The organism is Streptomyces sp. NPDC001922, assembly GCF_042891165.1.
Taxonomy (GTDB): Bacteria; Actinomycetota; Actinomycetes; order Streptomycetales; family Streptomycetaceae; genus Streptomyces.
The window spans coordinates 142283-162673 of record NZ_JBIASV010000008.1 but is presented as its reverse complement, the minus strand read 5'-3'; the positions used below and the strand labels follow the sequence as shown (position 1 = coordinate 162673).

The window sequence follows — 20391 nt, the reverse complement described above, 5'->3', positions numbered from 1 at the left end:
CGGCGGCAGGCCGTCCACGGCGCCCGGAAACGCCGGGCACCGGCTCCCACTCGCCCGGTGCGCCCCGGTCCGTCCCGTCCGGCGCGCGCCCGGAATCGGACCCCGTCGGCTCAGCTCCGCTCCGTGCTCTTCCGCCGCCGCAGCCCCGCCTCCGTCAGCCGCCGCACCAGCTCCTTGCTCCCGACCTCGATCGCCCCGGCCCCGACCGCGTCCGCGTAGCGGTGGCTCGGCACGTCGTAGTGGTCGCGCTCGAACGCCCGTTCCGGCGCTCCGATCCGGGCCGCGAACGCGTGCAGCTCCTCGTAGGAGACGTCACTGACCAGGTGCGACCACATCCGGCCGTGTCCCGGCCAGGTCGGCGGGTCGATGTAGACCGCCACGGTTCAGCGCCCCAGGGCGGTGCCCAGCCGCCCCACGGCAGCGACGACGACGCCCGCCTTGCCGCAGACCCAGTGCGGGTCGGTGCCGAGGGCGGGTTCGATGTCCAGCGCGTGCGGGTCGCCGCCCTCGGTGCACACCGGGCAGAGCGGCCACCGCCCGTACCGTTCGAGCAGCGCGTCCTGGACGTCCTGGGCGATGAGCCCGACCACGTAGGCCACGCCGTCGGGCCACTGCTCGACCCACCACCTCCGGTGCACCACCGAGTCCTCGACGAGGGAGACGACGTCGGCCTGGGCCACACCTCCCGCGGTGAGATCGGCGATGACGAGGGCGCGCGCGGCGTGCAGGGCGGACTCGAGCTCCATGGGGCCATTGTCACGCCCCTGGACACGAGGGGTTGACTGCACCCTGGGCTGAAAATACCTTCCAATAGTGAGCAGCAATGTGAAGGAAACTTTCAGGAACAGTGCAGTCGGCGGGACCGGTGCCGTCGGCGCGCCGCGGACCGCCGCGCGCGGCGCGGCCGACCCGTCGTCCGCATCCGGCCCGCACCACTCGTCCGCCTCGCACGGCGCGCCCCGTACTCCCGCCCCGCCCGCGCCCGCGGCCCTCGCCGCCAAGGTCCGGACGCTCGGGCCGTCGATGACCCGCTCCATGCAGCGGGTCGCCGAGACCGTGGCCGACGACCCGGCCGGCTGCGCGGCGCTCACCGTCACCGCCCTCGCGGAGCGCACCGGCACCAGCGAGGCGACCGTGGTGCGCACGGCCCGCAGCCTCGGCTACCCCGGCTACCGCGATCTGCGGCTGGCGCTGGCCGGGCTCGCCGCCCAGCAGCAGTCCGGCGCCGCGCCCGCCGTCACCGCCGACATAGCGGTCGACGACCCGATCTCCTCCGTCGTCGAGAAGCTCGCCCAGGAGGAGCGGCAGTGTCTCGCCGACACCGCCGCCGGTCTCGACACCGCCCAGCTGGAGGCGGCCGTCGCCGCGCTCTCCGGCGCGCGCCGCATCGACGTCTACGGCATAGGCGCGTCCAACCTGGTGGCGCAGGATTTGGTGCAGAAGCTGCTGCGCATCGGCCTCATAGCCCACGCGCACGCCGACCCGCACCTGGCCGTCACCAACGCCGTGCAGCTGCGCGCCGGTGACGTCGCCATCGCCATCACCCACTCCGGCGGCACCACCGACGTCATCGAGCCGCTGCGGGCCGCGTTCGACCACGGCGCCACGACCGTCGCGATCACGGGCCGTCCGGACGCCCCGGTGGCGCAGTACGCGGACCACGTCCTCACCACGTCCACCGCCCGCGAGAGCGAGCTGCGGCCCGCGGCGATGTCCAGCCGGACGAGCCAGCTGCTGGTCGTGGACTGCCTGTTCGTGGGGGTCGCCCAGCGGACGTACGAGTCGGCGGCGCCCGCCCTGTCCGCCTCCTACGAGGCCCTGGCCCACCGCCACAATCCCAAACACCCGTGAATCACTCTCACTTCCGGGAGAGAGCCACCCCATGACCTCGACCGCCGACTCCGCCCGGCTCAGAGCCGAGCTGGACAGCCTGACCACCGAGGCGTTCCGCAGCGAACTGGCCGACATCGACCGGCTGCCCACCCTCGACATCGCGAAGATCATGAACGGTGAGGACACCACCGTCCCGGCCGCCGTCGCCGAACAGCTCCCCCGGATCGCCGCCGCGATCGACGCCGTCGCCGCCCGGATGGCCCAGGGCGGACGGCTGATCTACGCGGGCGCGGGCACCGCCGGACGGCTCGGGGTGCTCGACGCGAGCGAGTGCCCGCCGACGTTCAACACCGCCCCCACCCAGGTGCTCGGGCTGATCGCGGGCGGACCGGCCGCCCTGGTCACCTCCTCGGAGGGCGCGGAGGACGACGCGGAGCTGGCGGCCACGGACCTGGACTCCCTCGCGCTGGACCGGCTGGACACGGTCGTCGGCGTCTCCGCCTCCGGCCGCACCCCGTACGCCGTCGGCGCCGTCGAGTACGCCCGCTCCTGCGGCGCGCTGACGGTCGGGCTGGCCTGCAACAGCGGTTCACCGCTGGCCGACGCGGCGGACCATCCCATCGAGGTCGTCGTCGGCCCGGAGCTGGTGACCGGTTCGACGCGGCTCAAGGCCGGCACGGCGCAGAAGCTCGTGCTCAACATGATCTCGACGATCACCATGATCCGGCTGGGCAAGACGTACGGGAACCTGATGGTCGACGTCCGGGCCTCCAACGAGAAGCTGCGCGCCCGGTCCCGCCGGATCGTTTCTCTGGCCACCGGCGCGACCGAGGCGGAGATCGAGGCGGCGCTCACGGCGACCGGCGGCGAGGTCAAGAACGCCATCCTCACCCTCCTCGGCGGCGTGGACGGCCCGGCCGCGGCCCAGCTCCTCCGGGAGGCCGACGGCCACCTCCGGACGGCACTGCACGCGGCCCGGGGGACGGAGTGATCCCGGGCCCGGTCCTGTGCCCGGCCCCGCGCCGCCGGTCCAGGGCCGGCCACCGGCCCGGGGCCCGTCCGGCACCCCGAACCCGCCACGCCCCGAACGCCCGAACACCCAACCGCCTGACCGCCTGAGCGCGGCCACCTGACCGCGTGACAGCGGTGGACCGTCCTCCTGGGCTCCCGCTTTCCCCCTGGCCCCGCCCCGGATGCGACGGCCCGTCACACCCCGACGGCCCGTCACACCCGCCCCACTGGCTCCACCACCGGCTCCCTCACCGCACTCACGGACCCGTCACCACCCGTCGCACGGCACCACCCGTCGCACGGCACCCGCCCCGACCGCCGTGGACACCCAACCCCCCGCGAACCCCACCCTCCTGTACGGCACTGCCCCCACAGCACTGCCCCGCACAGCAAGGCACCCACATGGCACCAGACCCGGACCAGTACCGCGCCACCGCCGCCGCGATCCTTCCGCTCGTCGGCGGTGCCCGGAACGTCACCTCCGTCGCCCACTGCATGACCCGGCTCCGCCTGGGGCTGGCCGACCGCTCCCTCGTCGACGACGAAGCGCTCAGAGCCCTCCCCGGCGTCCTGGGCGTCGTCGAGGACGACACGTACCAGATCGTGCTCGGCCCGGGCGTCGTCGCCCGGGTGACGCCGGTGTTCGAACAGCTCGTCGAGAACGGACGGAACGCCGACGCCGTACGCACCGCCTGGACCGGCCAGGGCGGTGACCCCGAGGACTCGCGGCCCGCCGCCCCGGGCCACGGCCCGGTCACCGCCGGGGAACTCGCCGACCGGGGCGCCGCGATGCGCGCGGACCGCAAACAGCGCAACGCCACCCCGGTCAAGCTGTTCCTGCGGCGCATCGCCAACATCTTCGTCCCGCTGATCCCCGCCCTCATCGGCTGCGGCATCGTCGCGGGCATCAACGGCCTGCTGACCAACCTCGTCAGCACCGGCCACGCCGCTTGGGCCACCTCCCTCGTCCCCGCGCTCGCCGTCATCGCCTCCGGCTTCATGTCGCTCATCGCGGTCTTCGTCGGCCTCAACACGGCCAAGGAGTTCGGCGGCACGCCCGTGCTCGGCGGCGCCGTCGCCGCGATCATCGTCTTCCCGGGCGTGGCGGACGTCAGCGCCTTCGGCCAGAAGCTGGCCCCCGGTCAGGGCGGCGTCCTGGGCGCCCTGGGCGCGGCGCTGCTGGCCGTCCAGGTGGAGAAGTGGTGCCGCCGCTGGGTGCCCGGCACGCTGGACGTGCTGATCACCCCGACCGTCACCGTCCTGGTCTCCGGCCTCGTCACCCTCTTCGGACTGATGTACCTGGCGGGCGAGGTGTCGACGGCGATCGGCTCCTTCGCCGGCTGGCTGCTGGGCGCGGGCGGCGGCGTCGCCGGGTTCGTCCTCGGCGGCCTCTTCCTGCCGCTGGTCATGCTCGGCCTGCACCAGGCGCTGATCCCGATCCACACGACCCTGATCCAGGAGCAGGGCTACACCGTGCTGCTCCCCGTCCTCGCCATGGCGGGCGCGGGCCAGGTCGGCGCCGCGGCCGCGGTCTACCTGCGGCTCCGCCGCAACACCTCGATCCGCACCACCATCCGCTCCGCCCTCCCCGCGGGCCTCCTCGGCGTGGGCGAACCTCTGATCTACGGCGTTTCGCTGCCGCTCGGCCGCCCCTTCATCACCGCCTGCGTGGGCGGCGCGTTCGGCGGCGCCTTCGTCGGCGCGCTCAACCAGCTCGGCAACACGGTCGGCTCGACCGCCATCGGCCCGTCCGGCTGGGCCCTCTTCCCGCTCCTGGACGGCAACGGAGGCGCCGTGACAACCGTGGCCATCTACGCGGGCGGGCTGCTCGTCGGCTATCTCGCCGGTTTCCTGATCACCTACTTCTTCGGCTTCAGCACCCAGATGCTGGACGAACTGAACGCCGACCCGGCGAAGACGAAGCCCTCCGCCACCACAGGCGGCCCGGCCGCACCGTCGTCCACCCGCACCCCGCCCCCGGCCGACGACGACAGCCAGCGCCTGCCCACCTGATCCGGCGCCGCTGCCCTGGGACCTGGTGGCTGGGACTTGGTGGGCTGGGACTTGGTGGGCTGAGACCTGGTGGGCTGAGACGTGGTGGGCTGAGACGTGGCGGGCTGGGGCCTGGTGGGCTGGGACCGCCGCACCGTGACGGCCCGCGCCTCAGCCCCGCGGCCCCCGGGGCCCGTTCTCCATCCACGCCCGCCACGGACGGGTGATCAGCTCCCGATAGCTGCAGTGCGACGGATGCCGCCCCGCATGCCGCAGCGACCAGTCCTGGGCGTCGGTGACCTCCTCACCCGTCACCGACCGCTCGCCGCACACCGCGCACTCCATCGCGAAGGTGAACGGCTCGGCGTCCGGTTCACGGTCGGGGGCCAGCGTCCACCGCTCCCGCCGGATCACGGTGTGGGGGCTCACGGAAGCCTGCTCTCGCGGTTCAGCTCAGTGACCCGCGCCCGCAGCATGTCCGTGGGCCCCGCGGGCCGCAGCTCCTCGGGCGGACAGTCCCACTCCAGCCCGCCCCCGGGCGGCCTGAGCTGCACATACGGACCCTCGTGCCCCATGACGCGTCCGATCCGGTCCTCGCGCACGTCCACGACGTACGCGCCGGGTTCCGGGATCATGACCGCCGCTCCCGCAGTGCGGCCACCAGCTGCCGGGCCGTGGCGAGGTTGCAGCGCCCCAGGTCCACCAGCGGCGGAACGTCCCGCGCGGCCCACGACACGGGGTCGACCCGCAGCGACGGCAGGACGACGCCCGCCTCACCCAGCTCGGCCCGCAGTTCTCCCAGCGTCTCTTCGACCGCGTGTACGCCCTCGGTCGCCGCACGCGGTTCTTCGTCTGCCGTCATCGATTCCCCTTCCACGCTGAGTATTGGTGTTCTCCACACAGCGTGTTCATGCACGATTAGCCTGAACAGGGGTGAAAGCCCAGCAAGTCCCTGTGCATGACGAGGAGTCGAGTCATCATGCCCCCACGGAAGAAGCTGGATCCGTCCTCCTAGCCCCGCGCCCTCCTCGGTGCCGAGCTGCGCCACCAGCGCGAGAGGGCCGGCCTCACCCAGGATGAGCTGGGCAGACCGTTGTTCCTGAGCGGCTCGTTCATCGGCCGGCTCGAATCCGGGACCCGCCGCATGCACGCCGAGTACGCCCGGCAGATGGACGACACCCTGAAGACGGACGGCTCCTTCGAACGAAACTGCGAGGCCGCGACGAAATCCCGCCACCCCGACCGCTTCGCCGAGGCGGCGGAAGCGGAAGCGGTGGCGCAGACCATCAAGGAATACGCGCCCCTGCTCGTGCCGGGGCTGTTGCAGATACAGCGGGGGCAGCGGCGGGGACTGCGTCGAGGTCGCCGACGGCCTCACCGGCGTCGCCCCCGTCCGGGGACTCCAAGGACCCGGACGGCCCGGCGCCCGTGTTCCGGGCCGACGCCTGGGCCTCGTTCGTCCGAGCCGTGAAGGACGGGGAACTCCCCGCCTGAGCCCCGGGCTTCGGACTTCGAGCCTCGGAGTCCGAGCCCTCTTCCAGTGGAACGGGTGGGTGGATCACCACCCACCCACCCTCCCAATCACCGCGCATACCAGGCGAGATGACGAATGGTGACCGGTTTGCCACGAACGGTTGCGACGCTCTAGCGTTCCCGCATCAAGAAACAACCCCCGCCGGTGTTACCAGCACCGAACGGGGGTCTGACCACAAGATCGAGAGACCGATCTCATGGCTATCGAGCACTTTAATGCGCCCCTGCCCACCCCCGCACACCCCACGGCCAACCCGGGGTACGGAAAGCGGAACGCGCCCGAACAACGCCCGCCCCGTGCGAACGACTTCGCACACCTGCCCAGGCGCGAGGCATCCGTGGCGGCGTACCTCGACCGGCTCCCCGAAGGCGCGGACATCTCCGTGAAGACCTTGGCCAAGGTCCTGCCGGACCACGGCCAATGCGCTCTCCGCACCGTCCTGCGCCGCCTGTCGGAGGCCGGACACCTGCGCCGCGTCAACGAGCACGTCTTCGGCGAGAACGGCAGCCCCCACTGGGTGACCCGCACCTACTTCTCCCGCACCCCGAGGGACGACGCCTGGTGGGCGGCGTTCCGAACCGGAGAAGTACCCCGGGAACAGCCCCACTCCGAGCAGTCACCGACCCCGTCCACCCCGCACGCACCCCCTCCGCGCCCCCGGCAACCGTCACCCGCACCGCCGTCGCCACCCTCCCGACAGGCACCGCTCGCACCACCGCCGCCCTCCCGGCAACCGGCGCCCGAACCACCACCACCCTCCGGCCAGCGGTTATCCGCACCTCCACCACCACCCCCCCCTCCAGCCGACACCGGCACCCGCACCCGCACCCGCACCCGCACCCGCACCCCAACGACCGCCCCGCAGCCGCGCGTACAACGCCCTGGCCTCACTCGGCCGCACCGATCCGCGCCTGACCCTCTCGGCCGCCGACTGCACGGCCCTCGAACCCCTGGCCATCGAGTGGCTGACCCGCGACCCGGACGAGTCCCGGCTCGTCAGCGCGTTGACGGCGGGGCTCCCACCACAGGTCCACAGCCCCGGCGCGTTCCTCCGCCGCCGCCTCACCGACAAGCTCCCGCCCGAGCACCCCGAGCCCCTCGATCCCGCACCCGACAACACGCCGGGGAGCGCACCGCCCCCGCTCCGCGCCCCACTCCGCATCCTGGAATGCACGGTCTGCCGCGCCCCCGGCCACCCGGACGCCCTCCCCGGCGGCCTCTGCGCCACCTGCCGCGGCGAAGACCGCCCACGCCACGCGGCCGGCCTGTCCCCCGACGAAGTCCACACCCACGTCCAACGCCTCCGCGCCGCCACCCGAACCCCGGAGAGGACCCGACGGTGACGGCACCCTCCGCCCCGGACACCAGCACGCCTCGTCCTGCCCGGAAGGGAACGCCATGACATCGGAGAACATCGGAACCCACCGCGCACAGCTATCCGTCGAGGACTTCGAACAGCTCACCCGGTCAGCCCCTGAGCCGACTGCCCTCGAATTCCTGGGCGGCAGACCGGTGACCAAACCCGGTCGCGACGGCACCCACGGATGCATCCTCATGTGGCTGCTCAAGCAGTGCCTGCAACAACGCCCCGACCTGGCCCTCTACCCGGAGCAAGGCCTCAAGACGGAGCAGCACCGCAAGGGCCGCGCCCGCCCGGCCGGCTCGCTGGCCCCGGAAGGCTACTTCGCGGGACAGAGAGAGTGGTCCGAACCCAAGGGGGTGCTCATGGCCGTCGATGTGACACCACACGCCCCCGAAACCGACCCCCGCTACCGTACGGAAAAGCGCGACGGATACGCCGCGGCCGACATCTCCGTCCACCTCCTGATCGACCGCAGCGCCTGCACGGTCGCCGTCTACAGCGAGCCGGAAGGCGGAAAGTACCGCGGCCGGATGCCCTATCCGTACGGCGCCACCGTGGAAATCCCCGCACCGGTCGGGATCACGCTGGCGACCGAAAAACTCAAGGACTACACCCACTGACGGGACCCGAAAGACCACGTAGGCGCACCGTCTGCCACCTCCGCCCGGGTTCGCACCGACGCCCCGGCGGCGTGCCGAGTGGCGTCCCGGGCCGTGCGTAGGACCGATGGCCGAAGCCACCGCCCCATGTCACCCGGCACCCCGTGGCGGATCGATCTCGTGGCCCCGACCAGCAGGCCGCGCTGGACTTCTACGGCGAGCCGTTCGGCTGAGCTGCGGAGGCCCACTCGCTGACCGATTGGTTCCGGTTAGCGGAATTAGCCGAGAAACGGCATTGAAGCGCCAATTCAGCAGCCACCCATGACGCGAGCTTCTTATGGAACTCCATAGCAACAAGATCGCTTGACACTGCAAACAACCGCCCTCTAGGTTTCTTAGTGATCAAGCTCCGCACGGACCAAAGCGGAGCGAGACTTGGGGGAGTCATTTTGAATCGTGCGCTGAAGACCGGTGTGCTCACTGCGCTTATCAGTACGCTCACTGCAGGGTCTGCCGTCGCAGCACCAGCGGCCTCGACTCACAAGAACGAGACGGCTCGCGTCGCACCTGCCGGATTTTTCAAGCCCGGACCCAACACCATTGTCACGCACAGTTCCGTCACGGAAAAGGGCGCGTCAGACGCCGGAATCCCCGATGTGTCCACCAGGGAAGGCGGCTACACAGTCAAGAAGAGCGGCGCGAGCTACGAGCTTTGCGGACTCGACAAGATTGGCAAGACCAGCGGTGCCGGCAAGACCACACTCGTGCTGACGATATCCAAGTCTGTTTCTGCAGAGTGGTCGGCCTCGGTTGGGGTGGAGGCCGAGGTCGTATCGGCCGAACTCGGCTACAAGGTGACCAACAGCTACACCGTGGAAGACCAGACCCGCTTCGAGGTCCCCAAGGGGAAGTTCGGCACAGTTGAGGCGTTTCCGGTCTACACCGCGCAGGACTTCACCGTCTACAAGGACGGCAAGAAGCATGGATCGGGCCGAGCGATGAAGCCCACCGGCGTCTGCTGGAACCAGTGGACCGAGTAGGCCGCGAGCCGCACCGTGAGAGGGTGTCACCGATGACTAAGCGAACCACGGCACTGGTTGTCGGTGTCACCCTCGGGCTCATGTGCACCGCGTGCACAAGCGGGGAGGAAGAGCAGAAGAGGGTTCCTCCTCCTGCCTCCCCCGAACCGGCGACATTGAAGCGGTTGCCGGAAATCAGCATCAGCGGCGACCCGCTGGCCGGGCGAGAATCCGGGGAGTCGCCCGGAACTCAAAGGGTCCTCGGCGAGGTGTACAAGGGCAAAGCACGAATCATCGCCTACACCGAGGGCGACAAGTGCGGCGTACTGGTGTTGAATTCCGGACACAAAAAGGACGCTTCGATCAACTTGATCACCGGGTGGCCGGATCACAGGTCCGAGGGAAGTTCCAACCTTCCAGCCGGCCCCTACAGCACATCATCAGGGGCCGACTCGGAGGGCACTGGACGGGCATCACTGTCATGCGGAAAGAATGCCATGGTGGTCCAGTACTCCTCAGACGTACCGGCTTCGGTTTCGCGACAGCGCGGCTCGGTCACCACAGCCCCCTCGCCCGGAAAGAAGAACTTCTCTGTGGTTGTCGCGCCCCGAGGCATCAGGAAGAGCATTGTGGACGATCTGCCGGAAAGCTTTTAGCTTACGCAGTTTCCGGCGGCAGCCCGCATCGCTCATGCTCCCGCCAAGGAGCTGTCGCGCCTGAGGGGCCATTCGCATCTCGGTCACCGTGATGCAGAGTCGGGCACGGGCCGGGATTCCGCTTTCGACCAGGCTGTGCGGAAGACCTTGGAGTCGGCGTGGCGGAACACCATCGGCGTCGGTGCCCCTGGTCGGGACGGCCGCGCCCGGGGCGTTCGTCAACGGCACGGCACAGGAGACGCGCCCCGCGCATCGGTGTGGCCATTGAGGCCGGTCCGATGTGCCCCTGCCTCCGCCTCCGCCCGGGTTCGCGCCGACGCCCCGGCGGCGTGCCGAGTGGCGTCCCGGGCCGTGCGTAGGGAGGGTGGCCGAGGGGGCTGCTTGCCCACCGGCCGCCCCGGGGCGACCGGTCTCTACCAGGAGGCACCGATGTCCGAAGTCACCGCCCCGTACCAGCCCGGCACCCCGTGCTGGATCGATCTCGTGGTCCCCGACCAGCAGGCCGCGCTGGACTTCTACGGCGAGTTGTTCGGCTGGGCCGGAGAGGTCGGCCCGGCCGAGACCGGCGGGTACGCCGTCTGCACCCTGCGCGGGAATCCGGTCGCCGGGATCATGTCCGCACAGGCCATGGGCGACCAGCCCGCGCCGCCCCCGGTGTGGACCACCTACATCGCCTCGTCCGACGCCGAAGCCACCGAGCGGGCCATCGGCTCCGGCGGCGGCAATGTCATGGTCCCCACCATGGACGTGATGGACCTGGGCCGCATGCTCGTCGCGGCCGACCCGACGGGAGCCGTCTTCGGCGTCTGGGAGCCGAAGGAGTTCTTCGGAGCGGCCATCGTCAACGAGCCGGGCTCGCTGATCTGGAACGAGCTCAACACCAGCGACGTCCAGGCGTCCACCGCCTTCCTCTCCAGCGCCCTCGGCATCGAGACCACACAGATGGAAGGCGCGGAGAGCTATTACGCGATCTCCGCCCAGGGACGTACCGTCGGCGGGCTCCAGCCGCTGAGCGACCGGATGCCGTCCGGCACGCCCTCGCACTGGCTCGCCTACTTCTCGGTGGAGGACGTGGACGCGACGGTGTCCAAGCTGTCCGCCGCCGGAGGCACGGTGCTCAAGGCGCCGTTCGACATGGTGGCCGGCCGGATGGCCGTCGTCGCCGACCCGCAGTCGGCGGCCTTCGCGGTCATCGCCCCGAAGCCCATGTGAGCTGTCGGAGCCCGGCCCCTCCCGGAGACCGCACGTCCCGACGGCCCCTCCGAGAACTCCCCGGAAGCTCCCCGGGAAACGCCCGAGGGCGGCACCCGCGATGGGTGCCGCCCTCGGTCCGTACAGCTGTGAACAGCCGATCCGTCGAGACGGATCAGAAGTCCATGTCACCGCCCGGCATGCCGCCCGGAGCGGCCGCGGCGGCCTTCTCCGGCTTGTCGGCGATGACGGCCTCGGTGGTGAGGAAGAGCGCCGCGATGGAGGCGGCGTTCTGCAGCGCGGAGCGCGTGACCTTGGCCGGGTCGATGATGCCCTCGGCGACCAGGTCGACGTACTCGCCGGTCGCGGCGTTGAGGCCGTGACCCGGGGTCAGGTTGCGCACCTTCTCCACGACGACGCCGCCCTCGAGACCGGCGTTGACCGCGATCTGCTTCAGCGGGGCCTCGAGCGCGAGCTTGACGGCCTGCGCACCGGTGGCCTCGTCGCCCTCGAGCTCGAGCTTCTCGAACACGGAGACGGTCTGCAGCAGGGCCACGCCACCACCGGCGACGATGCCCTCCTCGACGGCGGCCTTGGCGTTGCGCACCGCGTCCTCGATGCGGTGCTTGCGCTCCTTGAGCTCGACCTCGGTCGCGGCACCGGCCTTGATGACGGCCACGCCGCCGGCCAGCTTCGCGAGGCGCTCCTGGAGCTTCTCGCGGTCGTAGTCCGAGTCCGAGTTCTCGATCTCGGCGCGGATCTGGTTCACGCGGCCCTGGACCTGCTCGCTGTCACCGGCACCGTCGACGATGGTGGTCTCGTCCTTGGTGATGACGACCTTGCGGGCGCGGCCCAGCAGGTCGAGACCGGCGTTCTCCAGCTTGAGGCCGACCTCCTCGGAGATGACGGTGCCACCGGTGAGGATGGCGATGTCGCCGAGCATGGCCTTGCGGCGGTCACCGAAGCCCGGGGCCTTGACGGCAACGGACTTGAAGGTGCCACGGATCTTGTTGACGACCAGGGTGGACAGCGCCTCGCCCTCGACGTCCTCCGCGATGATCAGCAGCGGCTTGCCGGACTGCATGACCTTCTCCAGCAGCGGAAGGAGGTCCTTCACCGCGGAGATCTTGGAGTTGACGATCAGGATGTACGGGTCGTCGAGCGACGCCTCCATACGCTCCATGTCGGTGGCGAAGTAGGCGGAGATGTAGCCCTTGTCGAAGCGCATGCCCTCGGTGAGCTCGAGCTCGAGCCCGAAGGTCTGCGACTCCTCGACGGTGATGACGCCTTCCTTGCCGACCTTGTCCATCGCCTCGGCGATGAGCTCGCCGATCTGGGTGTCGGCGGCGGAGATGGAGGCGGTCGAAGCGATCTGCTCCTTGGTCTCCACGTCCTTGGCCTGCTCGAGCAGCTGGGCGGAGACGGCCTCGACGGCCTTCTCGATGCCGCGCTTGAGGGCCATCGGGTTGGCGCCCGCGGCAACGTTGCGGAGGCCCTCGCGGACCAGCGCCTGGGCGAGGACGGTCGCGGTCGTCGTGCCGTCACCGGCGACGTCGTCCGTCTTCTTCGCGACCTCCTTGACCAGCTCGGCGCCGATCTTCTCGTACGCGTCCTCGAGCTCGATCTCCTTGGCGATGGAGACACCATCGTTGGTGATCGTGGGGGCGCCCCACTTCTTCTCGAGGACGACGTTCCGGCCCTTGGGGCCGAGGGTCACCTTGACGGCGTCGGCGAGCTGGTTCATCCCGCGCTCGAGGCCGCGCCGCGCTTCCTCGTCGAACGCGATGATCTTGGCCATGTGAAGTGGTCCTCCCGGACGTCGGGGGTCCCTGGCACAGGGTGCAAGGGGCGGATTGCTCCGGACCGCGCTGGCGCCCGCGACGGACGGCCTGCACACCTGGTGGTTTCCTTGTCCCACCCGGCCTGCGGGCCTCACCGACCCGGTCCTTCTGTCACTCTCAACGTCAGAGTGCTAACGCCAATGATTAGCACTCGACCCCCTCGAGTGCAAGCGCCTATAGGGCTTCCATGGGGGGTGGCGGTCGGGCGACAGGTGGGAGCGAGCACCCCGGAAGGGGCTCCATGGGGGGTGGCGGCCGGGCGACAGGTGGGAGCGAGCACCCCGAAGGGGCTCCATGAGGGGTGGCGGCCGGGCGACAGGTGGGAGCGAGCACCCCGAAGGGGCTCCATGAGGGGTGGCGGTCGGGCGACAGGTGGGACAACGCCCGCAGGGCTTCCCTGAGGGCCGGCGGTCGGGCGACGGATGAGAGACCCCCAAGCCCGTCGAGACGCGAGCCCGCCCGCCGACGCGCCGCACCCGACGCGGAGGTCGGAACAGAAGCGGGCCCGCTCCCCGGGGGGAAGCGGGCCCTGCGCTGCAGTCAGTCGGCGCGTATCAGCCGGCTACACGGACCATGTCCGCCTGCGGCCCCTTCTGGCCCTGCGAGATCTCGAACTCGACCCGCTGGCCCTCCTCGAGGGTGCGGTAGCCGTCCATCTGAATCGCGCTGTAGTGCACGAAGACGTCCGCACCACCGTCGACCGCGATGAAGCCGTAGCCCTTCTCCGCGTTGAACCACTTGACGGTGCCCTGAGCCATCCCTAACTCCCCTATTACTGGCCCTTGCACAGGACCGCACTCCGCGGACCCGGGTCAGACCTCACCTCCCGACAGGTAGGAGGTGTGCGCCGTAACGCGTCGACCGCGGCTGAATGTATCCGCACAGATGCCCTCTGCAACAGGTCAAACGGACGAGAATTCTGAGCAGGGCCGCAGGGAGCTATCCCCTGAATCACCGTGAAGTCAGGACAAGTTGGGTCAGACAAACGGGCATCAACGCGACAAATCGCACGCACACTTCGGGCACATCTTGTCGCGTTCTCATATGCGTTCGGCAGAGCGGCCGGTGGGGGATCGCTCAACTGTACCGCGATCAACCACACAGAATGGCCCCCTCCGTTTCTCTTACGGAAGGGGCCATTCCTATTACGCAAGGTTCTTGCGTTTATGGTTCAGCAGCCGCCGGCGACCGCCGGAATGATCGATACACCCGCACCGTCCGGCGTGGCCGTCTCCAGGCCCTCGCTGAAACGCACGTCGTCGTCATTCACATAGACATTCACGAATCGACGCAGCTTGCCGGTGTCGTCGAGCACCCGGGCACCGATGCCCTGGTGGTTCTTCTCCAGGTCCGCGAGCACCTCGCCGAGAGTCGCGCCCTCGGCGGGCACCTCGGACCGGCCGCCGGTGTACGTACGCAGGATCGTGGGGATTCGAACGTTGACGCTCATGCGAGGCCTGCCTCTCGGAACGAGTCAAGGGTGGGGCGGATGGTCGCGGACGGGCCCGTCGTCGGAGCCACGGCGTCCAGGGTCTTGAGGCCGTCACCGGTGTTCAGCACCACGGTCTCCTCGGCCGGGTCGATCCGCCCGGCCTCGATCAGCTTCCGCAGCACGCCCACCGTCACACCGCCCGCGGTCTCCGCGAAGATGCCCTCGGTGCGCGCCAGCAGCTTGATCGCGTCGACGACCTGCTCGTCGTTCACGTCCTCCACGGCGCCGCCGGTGCGGCGGCAGATGTCGAGCACGTACGGGCCGTCGGCCGGGTTGCCGATGGCGAGCGACTTGGCGATCGTGTCCGGCTTCACCGGGCGGACCACGTCGTGGCCGTCCTTGAAGGCCCGGGAGACCGGGGAGCAGCCCTCGGCCTGGGCGCCGAAGATCTTGTACGGCTTGTCCTCGACCAGGCCGAGGGCGATGAGCTCCTTCAGCGCCTTGTCGATCTTGGTGAGCTGGGAGCCGGAGGCGATCGGGATCACGATGTTGTCCGGGATCCGCCAGCCGAGCTGCTCGCAGATCTCGTACGCCAGCGTCTTCGAGCCCTCGCCGTAGTACGGGCGCAGGTTGACGTTGACGAAGCCCCAGCCCTCGCCGATCGGGTCGCCGATCAGCTCGCTGCAGAAGCGGTTGACGTCGTCGTACGTGCCCTCGATGCCGACCAGGTCGCCGCCGTAGACCGCGGCCATGACGACCTTGCCCGCCTCCAGGTCGTGCGGGATGAACACGCACGACCGGAAGCCGGCCCGGGCCGCCGCGGCGCCGACGGCGCCGGCCAGGTTGCCGGTGGAGGAGCAGGACAGCGTGGTGAAGCCGAAGGTGCGGGCGGCCTCCACCGCGATGGCGACCACCCGGTCCTTGAAGGAGTGCGTCGGGTTGCCCGAGTCGTCCTTCACGTGCAGACCGCCGGTGACGCCCAGCTCACGGGCGAGGTTGTCGGCCTGGACCAGCTTGGTGAAGCCCGGGTTCAGGTTCGGCTTGTCGGCGACGTCGGCGGGGACCGGCAGCAGCGGCGCGTAGCGCCAGATGCTGTCCGGACCGGCCTCGATGCGCTTCCGCAGGCCCTCGGGGTCGCCGCTCGGCAGGTCGTACGCGACCTCGAGCGGCCCGAAACACACCTCGCACGCGAAGATCGGGCCGAGGGCGAAACGCTCACCGCACTCGCGGCAGGACAGCGCGGCGGCGGGGCCGAGAGCGACGGGGGCGGAACCGGAGGTGGCGTCCTGGGAATCCGCGGACGAAGTGGCGGTAGCAGCTTGCACAGCCATGGAGGCGAGGCCCTTTCTCCTCATCTTCCTCGCGACGGACTTCGCCACGAGACGGAATTGGCACCTTCCCGAGCCGGGAGCCTCGCGTCTGAGACGAGACCGGCCGGAGGGTTGCCGGGGCTTCAACGGGCCGTTCCCTCTGCCCCTCTGGATGAGCGGTATGGCGCCGGGCGGGGCCCGGTGCGTTTGTCCGCGGCAGGCCACCCCGACATGAAGTGGACTTCCGCGTTGTTCAAGACTGTAACCGACGGCCCCCACGGTTGAGATAGTCGTCCGAACCGCGAGACGGATCACAGCGGACCATCGCCCGGTCACCCGCGGGCCGCCCCGCGAACACACCAGGGAGACGAAACACGTGCTGGAAGAGGTGGAGCGCTGGCTGGAGCACCACTCCTGGTCGGCCGCCGACCGGCCACTGAGCCGGCTCCTCGCCGCGAAGCAGGCGGCGGGCCCGTCCGGAACGGTCAGCGTGGTGCTCCCCGCCCTCGACGAGGAGGCCACCATCGGGCCGATCGTCGAGACCGTCCGGCGTGAGCTCATGAGCCCGGAGGTCCCGCTCGTCGACGAGCTGGTCGTGATCGACTCCGGCTCCGCCGACCGCACCGCCGCGGTCGCCGCCGCCGCCGGAGCCCGCGTCGTCCACCGCGACACGGTGCTGCCCCGGCTGCCCGCCCTGCCCGGCAAGGGCGAGGTCCTGTGGCGTTCGCTGCTGGTCACCCACGGCGAGATCGTCTGCTTCGTCGACGCCGACCTGCGCGACTTCTCCGCCCGCTTCGTCTCCGGCATCGTCGGACCGCTGCTCACCGACCCGGGCCTGCACCTGGTCAAGGCCATGTACGACCGGCCGCTCGGCGACACCGGCGACCGCGGCGGCCGGGTGACCGAACTCGTCGCCCGCCCCCTGCTCAACCTGCACTGGCCGCGGCTCGCCGGCTTCGTGCAGCCCCTCGGCGGGGAGTACGCGGCCCGCCGCTCCCTGCTGGAGCAGCTGCCCTTCCCCGTCGGCTACGGGATCGAGCTGGGCATGCTGGTGGACGCGCTGGACCTGGCCGGGCTCGACGCGCTGGCCCAGGTCGACGTCGGCGTGCGGCGCCACCGTCACCAGGACGGGCAGGCGCTCGGCCGGATGGCCGCCACGATCTACCGCACGGCCCAGGCCCGGCTGGCCCGCGGCCACCTCGTACGGCCCGTGCTCACCCAGTTCGACCGGGGGGCGGGGGGCGGGTTCACGCCGTCCGTGCACGAGGTGGCGGCCGAGGAACGCCCGCCGATGATCACCGTTCCGGAGTACCGGGAGGTGCGCGCCCGGGAGGCCGCGGGGCGGGGGCGGGTGGCCTGACCGGCGCGGCTCCCCGGGTCCGCGCGGGTCCGTCCGGTCCGCGCTCCCGCGGGCGCTCGGGCGCTCCGCGGGTACACCGGGGCGCCTCCGGACGGGCGCTGCCGGTGAGCGCTCCGTACGGGCTCCGCGACGCTCCGTACGGACCGTCGGTGACCCCTCCGGGTGACAAACCGCCCCTGTCCGCACGTTTGAGCGGATCTTTCGCGGGCTAGGCTCGCGACATGGTCGCAGAGCAGGCTGCCGAGGTACTCGTCGCGTCCAACCGCGGCCCCGTCGCGTACACCCTCGCCGAGGACGGCTCCCTGACCGCCAAGCGCGGCGGCGGCGGGCTGGTCTCGGGGCTGAGCGCGATCGGCTCCGGCACCGACGCGCTCTGGGTCTGCGCCGCCCTCGGCGACGGCGACCGCGAGGCGGTGCACCGCGCCGCGGGCGAACTCGACCCCGCCGACTCCGGCGGCCGGCGGGTACGGATGCTCGACATCGACCCGGAGACCTTCGCCGCGGCGTACAACGGCATCGCGAACTCGGTGCTCTGGTTCGTCCACCACATGCTCTACCAGACCCCGCTGGAGCCGGCCTTCGACGCCGAGTTCCGCGCCCAGTGGGCCGCCTACGAGCGCTACAACGAGGCCTTCGCGGAGGCGCTGGCCTCGGCGGCCGCGGAGGGCGCCGCCGTCCTCGTGCAGGACTACCACCTGTGCCTGGTCCCCGGCATGCTCCGGGACCGCCGCCCCGACCTGCGGATCGGCCACTTCTCCCACACGCCCTGGGCGCCCGTGGACTACTTCCGGCTGCTCCCCGACGACATCGCCGCCCAGCTGCTGCGCGGCATCCTCGGCGCCGACCGGGCCGCGTTCCTGACCCGCCGCTGGGCCCGCGCGTTCTCGGTGAGCTGCGCCGAGGTCCTGACCGGCAGCACCGTCGAGCCCGGCGGCCCGTCCGACGTCTCGGCGGTCGTGCACGGCGGCCGGACCACCCGGCTCGGGGTGCACGGGCTCGGCGCCGACGCGGACTTCCTGCTGGAGCGCTCGCACCGCCCCGACGTGGAGGAACGGCTCGCCGGCCTGCGCGAACAGGTCGGCCGGAGCGACGGCGAGGCCCGCAAGGTGATCGTCCGGGTCGACCGCACCGAGCTGTCCAAGAACATCGTCCGCGGGCTGCAGGCGTACCGCCGGCTCCTCGACGACCACCCCGAGTGGCACGGCCGCGTCGTGCACCTCGCCTTCGCCTACCCCTCCCGGCAGGACCTCGCCGTCTACCGCGACTACACCGCCGAGGTGCGGCGGGTCGCCGACGGGATCAACGCCGACTTCGGCACGAAGGGCTGGCAGCCGGTCGTCCTCCACGTGAAGGACGACTTCGCGCGCTCTCTGGCCGCCTACCGGCTGGCCGACGTCGCCCTGGTCAACCCGATCCGCGACGGCATGAACCTGGTGGCCAAGGAGGTGCCGGTCGTCTCCGACGAGGGCTGCGCGCTGGTGCTGTCGCGGGAGGCGGGGGCGTACGAGGAGCTGGGCGAGGCGGCGACGGTGGTGAACCCGTACGACGTGACGGGGACGGCGCGGGCGCTGCACCGGGCGCTGTCGATGCCGCGGGGGGAGCGGGCGGAGCGGACGAAGCGGCTGGCTGCCGCGGCTACGGCGTTGCCGCCGGAGCGGTGGTTTCTGGATCAGTTGGCGGCGTTGCGGGAGGGGTGAGGGGCGGCTCGGCGCCGGGCCGGGTTCTGCGGGGTGCGGGGTGCCTTGCCAGGCCGGGGTTCGGGGCGCGGGTGCTACGTGGGCGGGCGGGTGCCGGGGGGGGGGGGGGGGGGGGGGGGGGGGGGTGTTTTGGGGGGGGGGGGGGGGCGGGGGCCTCGGGGGTGGGGGGTTCCGGAACGTATATTTACGGCCCTGGGGGCCACAAATACACGGAAGCTTCCGGAACCCCCCACCCCTGCGGCCCCGTCACCCTCACGTCTCGTCCGCGGCTGACCCCCATCGCCGCTGAGCCAGGAACGGCCTCTCGGACTCGCCGTCCCCGCGGCTGGGTATGCCCCGGCACCGTCACGTCTCGTCGGCGGCCCTCACGTTCGTCGACGAATGACCGAGCCTGCGAAGGCAGGGGGTTGTTTACCGGTTCCGGAGGGTGTTGGCCAGGGCGGTGATCAGGGTGACCACGCCCGCGGGGCCGTCGACTACGAGGTCCGCGCGTTGGGCCAGTTCGTCGGCGCCTTCGCCCGAGGTGGCGGCGCTGCAGACCAGGAGGCCGGGGAGGCCTTCGGAGCGGAGTTTTTCCACGGCGCCGAAGGCCGCGAGGTCGCCCAGGTCGTCGCCGGCGTAGAGGACCGCGCCGGCGCCGGACTGCCGTAGGTACTCCTCCAGGGCCACGCCCTTGTCCATGCCCGGCGGGCGGAGTTCCAGGACCAGGCGGCCCGGTTCGACGACCAGGCCGTGCCGCTCGGCCAGGGCGTACAGGGGCTCGCGCAGGGATTCGAAGGCCCCCTGCGGGTCCTCGGCGCGGCGGGTGTGGACCGCGATGGCGCGGCCCTTGTCCTCCACGAAGGTGCCGGGCCAGCCGCCGTTGCGGTCGAGTACGCCCGGGAGTTCCGCCTGGACGGCGGCGACTCCGGGGTGCGGGGCGGGGGCGTGGACCTGGCTGGTCACGGCGTCCCAGCGTTCGGCGCCGTAGTGGCCGAGCACCACCAGGTGCTCCAGGCCCGGCACGCCCGCGAAACCGCCGTGCCGTACGGCGACCCCGGCCGGGCGGCCGGTGATCACCACGGCCGACTGGAGCAGCGGCGCCAGGCGGGCGAGGGCGGGGACGGCGTCCGGGTGGGCGCGGGCCCGGTCCGGGTCGGGCACGATCGGTGCCAGCGTGCCGTCGAAATCGAGTGCCACCACAGCCCGTTCGGGCCGCTCCAGGAGAGCGGCGAGGCCGTCGCGTCCGGCGGGGGTGGCAGGGGTCGGCAGGGAATCCGGGATGCTGCCCATGGGCCCGACCCTACCGGGGCCGGGCCCCGTGCGGGTCAGCGATTGCGGCGACGGGACTCGCGGACCCGGCGCAGCCGGTTGACGGTCACCGGGTCGTGCGCGAGGGCCCGCGGGTCGTCCAGCAGGGCGTTCAGGAGCTGGTAGTAGCGGGTCGGGGACATCCCCAGCTGCTCCCGCACCGCCCGCTCCTTGGCGCCCGGCCCCGGCCAGGTCCTGCGCTCCATGGCCAGGACGGCGCGGTCCCGGTCGGACAGGCTCTGCTCCTCCATGACCCCAATCTA

21 protein-coding genes, 1 pseudogene and 1 riboswitch are annotated in these 20391 nt (G+C 71.3%); of the genes and pseudogenes, 11 read left to right on the top strand and 11 right to left on the bottom strand.

The features are described 5' to 3' along the window. Positions 1-110: 110 nt before the first annotated feature. On the bottom strand, positions 111-380 hold the full coding sequence (locus ACFYYR_RS16605) for a DUF4031 domain-containing protein (RefSeq protein WP_388852952.1): 270 nt from the start codon (positions 378-380) through the stop codon (positions 111-113). 3 nt (positions 381-383) lie between these two features. Further along, the gene (locus ACFYYR_RS16600) at positions 384-746 is read right to left on the bottom strand and encodes a hypothetical protein (protein ID WP_388852949.1); all 363 of its coding nucleotides are present in this window, start codon (positions 744-746) and stop codon (positions 384-386) included. A gap of 67 nt (positions 747-813) precedes the next feature. On the opposite strand from ACFYYR_RS16600, the gene ACFYYR_RS16595 reads away from it, so the two are divergent. The 3 genes from ACFYYR_RS16595 (at position 814) to ACFYYR_RS16585 (ending at position 4857) form a co-directional block, all read left to right on the top strand. Then, complete coding sequence (locus tag ACFYYR_RS16595; RefSeq protein WP_388852946.1) at positions 814-1851, top strand: MurR/RpiR family transcriptional regulator; 1038 nt, start codon at positions 814-816, stop codon at positions 1849-1851. 31 nt (positions 1852-1882) lie between these two features. Further along, on the top strand, positions 1883-2824 hold the full coding sequence (gene murQ / locus ACFYYR_RS16590; RefSeq protein ID WP_388852943.1) for an N-acetylmuramic acid 6-phosphate etherase: 942 nt from the start codon (positions 1883-1885) through the stop codon (positions 2822-2824). Between the two features lie 422 nt (positions 2825-3246). Continuing rightward, positions 3247-4857 carry a PTS transporter subunit EIIC gene (locus tag ACFYYR_RS16585; RefSeq protein ID WP_388852940.1) on the top strand — a complete coding sequence of 537 codons (1611 nt, stop codon included), beginning with the start codon at positions 3247-3249 and terminating at the stop codon, positions 4855-4857. 150 nt (positions 4858-5007) lie between these two features. Here the strand turns inward: ACFYYR_RS16585 and ACFYYR_RS16580 are convergent, their stop codons facing one another. The 3 genes from ACFYYR_RS16580 to ACFYYR_RS16570 are packed head-to-tail and all read right to left on the bottom strand — an operon-like array spanning position 5008 to position 5698. Then, positions 5008-5265: a hypothetical protein gene (locus ACFYYR_RS16580; protein WP_388852937.1), complete on the bottom strand. Its 258-nt coding sequence runs from the start codon at positions 5263-5265 to the stop codon at positions 5008-5010. Continuing rightward, positions 5262-5471 (bottom strand): hypothetical protein, encoded by a 210-nt coding sequence (locus tag ACFYYR_RS16575; protein WP_351514954.1) that lies wholly within the window; start codon positions 5469-5471, stop codon positions 5262-5264. The genes ACFYYR_RS16580 and ACFYYR_RS16575 overlap by 4 nt, the downstream gene beginning before the upstream one ends. Then, positions 5468-5698 carry a hypothetical protein gene (locus ACFYYR_RS16570; RefSeq protein ID WP_388852934.1) on the bottom strand — a complete coding sequence of 77 codons (231 nt, stop codon included), beginning with the start codon at positions 5696-5698 and terminating at the stop codon, positions 5468-5470. Before ACFYYR_RS16570 ends, ACFYYR_RS16575 begins: the two co-directional genes overlap by 4 nt. Before the next feature lie 177 nt (positions 5699-5875). Here ACFYYR_RS16570 and ACFYYR_RS16565 point away from each other — a divergent pair. The 6 genes and pseudogenes from ACFYYR_RS16565 to ACFYYR_RS16540 all read left to right on the top strand — a co-directional run. After that, positions 5876-6169 (top strand): annotated as a pseudogene (locus ACFYYR_RS16565) (multiprotein-bridging factor 1 family protein); the annotation flags it as partial. A gap of 95 nt (positions 6170-6264) precedes the next feature. After that, entirely contained in the window at positions 6265-6330 is a 66-nt protein-coding gene (locus ACFYYR_RS16560; protein WP_388853539.1) for a hypothetical protein, read from the top strand. A 1438-nt stretch (positions 6331-7768) separates the two neighbouring features. Further along, on the top strand, positions 7769-8353 hold the full coding sequence (locus ACFYYR_RS16555) for a Uma2 family endonuclease (protein ID WP_388852931.1): 585 nt from the start codon (positions 7769-7771) through the stop codon (positions 8351-8353). A 377-nt stretch (positions 8354-8730) separates the two neighbouring features. After that, on the top strand, positions 8731-9372 hold the full coding sequence (locus tag ACFYYR_RS16550; protein WP_388852928.1) for a hypothetical protein: 642 nt from the start codon (positions 8731-8733) through the stop codon (positions 9370-9372). Positions 9373-9404: 32 nt separating this feature from the next. Then, a complete protein-coding gene (locus ACFYYR_RS16545; RefSeq protein ID WP_388852925.1) occupies positions 9405-10007 on the top strand; it encodes a hypothetical protein in 603 nt (200 codons plus the stop codon). A gap of 429 nt (positions 10008-10436) precedes the next feature. After that, complete coding sequence (locus ACFYYR_RS16540; RefSeq protein ID WP_388852922.1) at positions 10437-11219, top strand: VOC family protein; 783 nt, start codon at positions 10437-10439, stop codon at positions 11217-11219. Between the two features lie 154 nt (positions 11220-11373). Here ACFYYR_RS16540 and groL read toward each other — a convergent pair whose 3' ends face one another. The 4 genes from groL to thrC form a co-directional block, all read right to left on the bottom strand. Further along, entirely contained in the window at positions 11374-12996 is a 1623-nt protein-coding gene (gene groL, locus ACFYYR_RS16535; RefSeq protein WP_351514937.1) for a chaperonin GroEL, read from the bottom strand. 597 nt (positions 12997-13593) lie between these two features. Beyond that, on the bottom strand, positions 13594-13797 hold the full coding sequence (locus tag ACFYYR_RS16530; protein WP_003986833.1) for a cold-shock protein: 204 nt from the start codon (positions 13795-13797) through the stop codon (positions 13594-13596). 413 nt (positions 13798-14210) lie between these two features. Then, entirely contained in the window at positions 14211-14489 is a 279-nt protein-coding gene (locus tag ACFYYR_RS16525) for a MoaD/ThiS family protein (RefSeq protein WP_388852918.1), read from the bottom strand. Next, positions 14486-15802: a threonine synthase gene (gene thrC / locus ACFYYR_RS16520; RefSeq protein ID WP_388852915.1), complete on the bottom strand. Its 1317-nt coding sequence runs from the start codon at positions 15800-15802 to the stop codon at positions 14486-14488. The genes ACFYYR_RS16525 and thrC overlap by 4 nt, the downstream gene beginning before the upstream one ends. Before the next feature lie 17 nt (positions 15803-15819). After that, a riboswitch (SAM riboswitch) is annotated at positions 15820-15960 on the bottom strand. A gap of 197 nt (positions 15961-16157) precedes the next feature. Here thrC and ACFYYR_RS16515 point away from each other — a divergent pair. After that, positions 16158-17141 (top strand): glucosyl-3-phosphoglycerate synthase, encoded by a 984-nt coding sequence (locus tag ACFYYR_RS16515; protein WP_388852912.1) that lies wholly within the window; start codon positions 16158-16160, stop codon positions 17139-17141. Positions 17142-17362: 221 nt separating this feature from the next. After that, positions 17363-18838, top strand: a complete 1476-nt coding sequence (locus tag ACFYYR_RS16510) for a trehalose-6-phosphate synthase (protein ID WP_388852909.1) — start codon at positions 17363-17365, stop codon at positions 18836-18838. Positions 18839-19249: 411 nt separating this feature from the next. Here the strand turns inward: ACFYYR_RS16510 and otsB are convergent, their stop codons facing one another. Together otsB and ACFYYR_RS16500 are read right to left on the bottom strand one after the other, a co-directional pair. Next, complete coding sequence (gene otsB / locus ACFYYR_RS16505; protein ID WP_388852906.1) at positions 19250-20110, bottom strand: trehalose-phosphatase; 861 nt, start codon at positions 20108-20110, stop codon at positions 19250-19252. A gap of 35 nt (positions 20111-20145) precedes the next feature. Next, positions 20146-20379 carry a DUF3263 domain-containing protein gene (locus tag ACFYYR_RS16500; protein ID WP_351514928.1) on the bottom strand — a complete coding sequence of 78 codons (234 nt, stop codon included), beginning with the start codon at positions 20377-20379 and terminating at the stop codon, positions 20146-20148. Between the last annotated feature and the right edge of the window lie 12 nt (positions 20380-20391).

Bases quoted from the DNA above. Each gene is read 5' to 3' on its own strand.
- ACFYYR_RS16500 (WP_351514928.1), bottom strand. From the start codon at position 20,379: ATGGAGGAGCAGAGCCTGTCCGACCGGGACCGCGCCGTCCTGGCCATG.
- ACFYYR_RS16545 (WP_388852925.1), top strand. From the start codon at position 9,405: ATGACTAAGCGAACCACGGCACTGGTTGTCGGTGTCACCCTCGGGCTC.
- thrC (WP_388852915.1), bottom strand. From the start codon at position 15,802: ATGGCTGTGCAAGCTGCTACCGCCACTTCGTCCGCGGATTCCCAGGAC.
- ACFYYR_RS16540 (WP_388852922.1), top strand. From the start codon at position 10,437: ATGTCCGAAGTCACCGCCCCGTACCAGCCCGGCACCCCGTGCTGGATC.
- ACFYYR_RS16600 (WP_388852949.1), bottom strand. From the start codon at position 746: ATGGAGCTCGAGTCCGCCCTGCACGCCGCGCGCGCCCTCGTCATCGCC.
- ACFYYR_RS16585 (WP_388852940.1), top strand. From the start codon at position 3,247: ATGGCACCAGACCCGGACCAGTACCGCGCCACCGCCGCCGCGATCCTT.
- ACFYYR_RS16530 (WP_003986833.1), bottom strand. From the start codon at position 13,797: ATGGCTCAGGGCACCGTCAAGTGGTTCAACGCGGAGAAGGGCTACGGC.
- groL (WP_351514937.1), bottom strand. From the start codon at position 12,996: ATGGCCAAGATCATCGCGTTCGACGAGGAAGCGCGGCGCGGCCTCGAG.
- murQ (WP_388852943.1), top strand. From the start codon at position 1,883: ATGACCTCGACCGCCGACTCCGCCCGGCTCAGAGCCGAGCTGGACAGC.
- ACFYYR_RS16510 (WP_388852909.1), top strand. From the start codon at position 17,363: ATGGTCGCAGAGCAGGCTGCCGAGGTACTCGTCGCGTCCAACCGCGGC.
- ACFYYR_RS16555 (WP_388852931.1), top strand. From the start codon at position 7,769: ATGACATCGGAGAACATCGGAACCCACCGCGCACAGCTATCCGTCGAG.
- ACFYYR_RS16525 (WP_388852918.1), bottom strand. From the start codon at position 14,489: ATGAGCGTCAACGTTCGAATCCCCACGATCCTGCGTACGTACACCGGC.
- ACFYYR_RS16570 (WP_388852934.1), bottom strand. From the start codon at position 5,698: ATGACGGCAGACGAAGAACCGCGTGCGGCGACCGAGGGCGTACACGCG.
- otsB (WP_388852906.1), bottom strand. From the start codon at position 20,110: ATGGGCAGCATCCCGGATTCCCTGCCGACCCCTGCCACCCCCGCCGGA.
- ACFYYR_RS16575 (WP_351514954.1), bottom strand. From the start codon at position 5,471: ATGATCCCGGAACCCGGCGCGTACGTCGTGGACGTGCGCGAGGACCGG.